General features: G+C 49.4%; 4 protein-coding genes. 2 read left to right on the top strand and 2 right to left on the bottom strand.

Features of this window, described 5'->3' with window-relative positions; genetic code table 11:
- Positions 1-108: 108 nt before the first annotated feature.
- Entirely contained in the window at positions 109-312 is a 204-nt protein-coding gene (locus CSQ89_RS20935) for a hypothetical protein (protein WP_099407911.1), read from the top strand.
- A 284-nt stretch (positions 313-596) separates the two neighbouring features.
- Here CSQ89_RS20935 and CSQ89_RS20940 read toward each other — a convergent pair whose 3' ends face one another.
- Together CSQ89_RS20940 and CSQ89_RS20945 are read right to left on the bottom strand one after the other, a co-directional pair.
- On the bottom strand, positions 597-878 hold the full coding sequence (locus CSQ89_RS20940; RefSeq protein ID WP_099407912.1) for a DUF6980 family protein: 282 nt from the start codon (positions 876-878) through the stop codon (positions 597-599).
- A 137-nt stretch (positions 879-1,015) separates the two neighbouring features.
- The gene (locus tag CSQ89_RS20945) at positions 1,016-1,534 is read right to left on the bottom strand and encodes a YcxB family protein (protein WP_099407913.1); all 519 of its coding nucleotides are present in this window, start codon (positions 1,532-1,534) and stop codon (positions 1,016-1,018) included.
- A 284-nt stretch (positions 1,535-1,818) separates the two neighbouring features.
- Here CSQ89_RS20945 and CSQ89_RS20950 point away from each other — a divergent pair, with 284 nt between their 5' ends.
- Positions 1,819-2,598, top strand: a complete 780-nt coding sequence (locus CSQ89_RS20950) for a transporter substrate-binding domain-containing protein (protein WP_158229080.1) — start codon at positions 1,819-1,821, stop codon at positions 2,596-2,598.
- Positions 2,599-2,745: the final 147 nt, after the last annotated feature.

Raw genomic sequence — 2,745 nt, forward strand, 5'->3', positions numbered from 1 at the left:
ATGAGATTCATGTTTATCACCCCAGATTCTCCGGCAGAAACACCGGATGGTTGCACACCCAGGGGTGGAAACTATTGAACGCTGTTTACCCCTGGAATCTGGAAAGTTTTGCACGCTGTTTTACAACCGACCGCAGCCCAATTAGCGGCCATGACGGACCAACAGCTAGCTGTGCTGAAGGACAAAGCCGGGGGCAGGTCGGATATGACCACGTATAGGCAGATTCATGCTTTGCAACAGCAACGGGCAGTAGAAGCAACACGTGGAATGGGGGCTGAATTGATTGCCCTCTCCAAACAACCCACCTACTAATTAGCCCGAACTAGCCATAAAAAGCCGGTGCGGATTGCTCCAGCACCGGCATCGATCGTGCATTTACTTGGCCTCCAACAACTGCTGACAGATGTGGCGCTATCCATGTATATCAGGAGCAAATCATTTATCAGCAACTGATTCGCATTGCTCTGCTTGATAGTTCCATCGTCCGCCACGGTCCAGGCAGCTATCGATGCTAAGTTGTGCCTTTACCCATGGCCATAAAACGACGGCAATCCCAGCAATTGCAAGTGCGATTAGCCAGTACCTAGGCTTCATTGCTATTTATCGTGTGAGTACCACCGATGATCAGAAAACTCTGCAGGGATATTTTCTGCATATGGATCAATCTCACGTTTTTCTAATTCGTCAAACCATGCATCGCGAAGACTTGTTGGAAATTTCTGTCCGCACCATGGACAAAAGCCTAGGCGAATACAACTTGATCCCCCATCCATGATTTGAAGTCCAAACTCCCGATACTTGGCGGTAAAGACAATCGGCATGTCTGGCGACTCAATCACCATCTTCATATAGTCACAACACATTATTTCTGCGGTCATAGATTTATCTGCCGACCAGGAACCGGTGGTTTAGTCATGTCCCCAGTATCGGCGTCTGCGCACCCTGCAAGACCTGACCCTTAATTTTCACACCTAACAGTTAATAGACAGACCACTTGGCCAAGATGGCATTGGGATTATGGATGCAGCCATGATTTCACTTTCTCGACTTGCTCTGGAGTGCCAAGGGCTTTTTTCGGCAAGACAACCGCCTGAGCATTGTCCAAAAATAGGTAGAGGTTGGTTTTGTCCTCGTCAAAATAACAAAATGCTCCCCAAATGTATTCAGCGCTACTGGATGCACCAGACCAGTGAAACCCATTTTCCGTTAGTTCGACATCCTGCCGTGAAAGAAACCAACTATTCCGTGAAAGCATAGCGCGGCGACACAGGCTGCGCTTGTAAACCGAATTGCCAACAATGAATAGCGTGCTAACGGCAAATGCGCCGGCGACAAAAGAAAGCTCGGTCGCAATGAATGGATACTTCCTATAAAGCGCTAAGTACGACGCAATGGCTACACCCATTGTTACGCTCACAACAAAATTTGGTAGAAATAGCTTAGAGTTCGCGCGGGATACGGCCTTGAGCCTTCGATTGACAGCATTGTTTAACGCGACGAAATCTGATTCGGAAAGTGTAAAGGTTGCGTGCATGGTTCTCTGAATGGTGCGGGAACTACCAGTTTGGCACTTTGATGCCAGTTAGTTGAGGTGGGGTCCATCCCATTTGAACTACCCCGACTTTCGAGGAGGAATTTTAGCTTAAGTCAGACCGGTGCACCTGCCTGATGGGGAATAACGAGCTGATTAAGCCAAGTGATGACTGACTGCTGCCAGCCAGAAGCTGTCGTTCAGCACCGAACTTGGCACAACTCCTTGTAGAGCGCTAAACAGATAGCTATCCAACCCTACATGGTGAACGTCGAATGAGAATCCTAATGACAGTATTGGTGGCCTGTATCGCCTTCATGGCACAGGCAGATGACCTCGACAAAATACGTGCTAAGGGGGAGGTCGTTTTCGGTGTGCGCAATAGCTCGCCACCTTTTGGATTCTTCGATAAAGCGCGTGGTACCGTGACAGGTTATGACATCGACTTCGCCACCCTGATCGCGCGTAAATTAGGTGTTAAGCCAATATTCAAAACTGTCGAGCCCGGAGATCGCATTAAGGTACTCACGGATGGCCGAGCTGATTTGGTAATCGCCGCGATGGGTAAGTCTGCCGAGCGGGAAAAGGAAGTAGATTTCAGCCTTGGGTATTTTGTTTCTACCCAAAAGGTGGTTGCCAAGAAGGGCACAATCAAAGACTTGATTCAGCTCGAAAAGAAGACTGTTTGCGTCTCACTTGGAACTTCCAACGGTGCAAAGCTCAAGGCTATATCGCAGAACATCATGCTCGTTGAGGTGGCAGACTACGACGAGATATTTACAGCGCTACAAGCTGGTCGCTGTGATGCTGGATCAGGCGGTGAAGCTGCCTTATTAGGTAATCTCGCCAAGATGCCAGGCAAAAGCGCTTACGAAGTACCAGATGTGCCTATCGCATCCGAAGCCTTTGCTGTCGCGATGAGAAAAGGTGAGACAAAGTTACAGCAGCAAGTAAATGAAGCACTGGCTACAGCGGAAAAAACCGGCGAGGCCGAAAAAATCTACGACCGTTGGTTTGGCCCAGGCGCTGCAGTACAGTTGCCACGCGCATTCAAGATCAGTCGGTAGATCAGTAGCGCGTTGCGTCTGCTTTGGTTTAGGTTTGTTCGACGTCTGCCCATACGCGATGAGCGTGCCCGCGAGATGGCGCCAGCGGGCAGACGTTGAATAAACCTCCAGGGAGGAAACCGCGGGATGCTGCGGGATATTTGAGTA

The sequence above is a fragment of the Chitinimonas sp. BJB300 genome (genome assembly GCF_002735695.1).
GTDB lineage: Bacteria > Pseudomonadota > Gammaproteobacteria > Burkholderiales > Chitinimonadaceae > Chitinimonas.

What these genes read in the sequence shown, in the direction of transcription:
- CSQ89_RS20945 (WP_099407913.1), bottom strand. Translation starts at nt 1,534, where the DNA reads ATGCACGCAACCTTTACACTTTCCGAATCAGATTTCGTCGCGTTAAAC.
- CSQ89_RS20940 (WP_099407912.1), bottom strand. Translation starts at nt 878, where the DNA reads ATGACCGCAGAAATAATGTGTTGTGACTATATGAAGATGGTGATTGAG.
- CSQ89_RS20950 (WP_158229080.1), top strand. Translation starts at nt 1,819, where the DNA reads ATGACAGTATTGGTGGCCTGTATCGCCTTCATGGCACAGGCAGATGAC.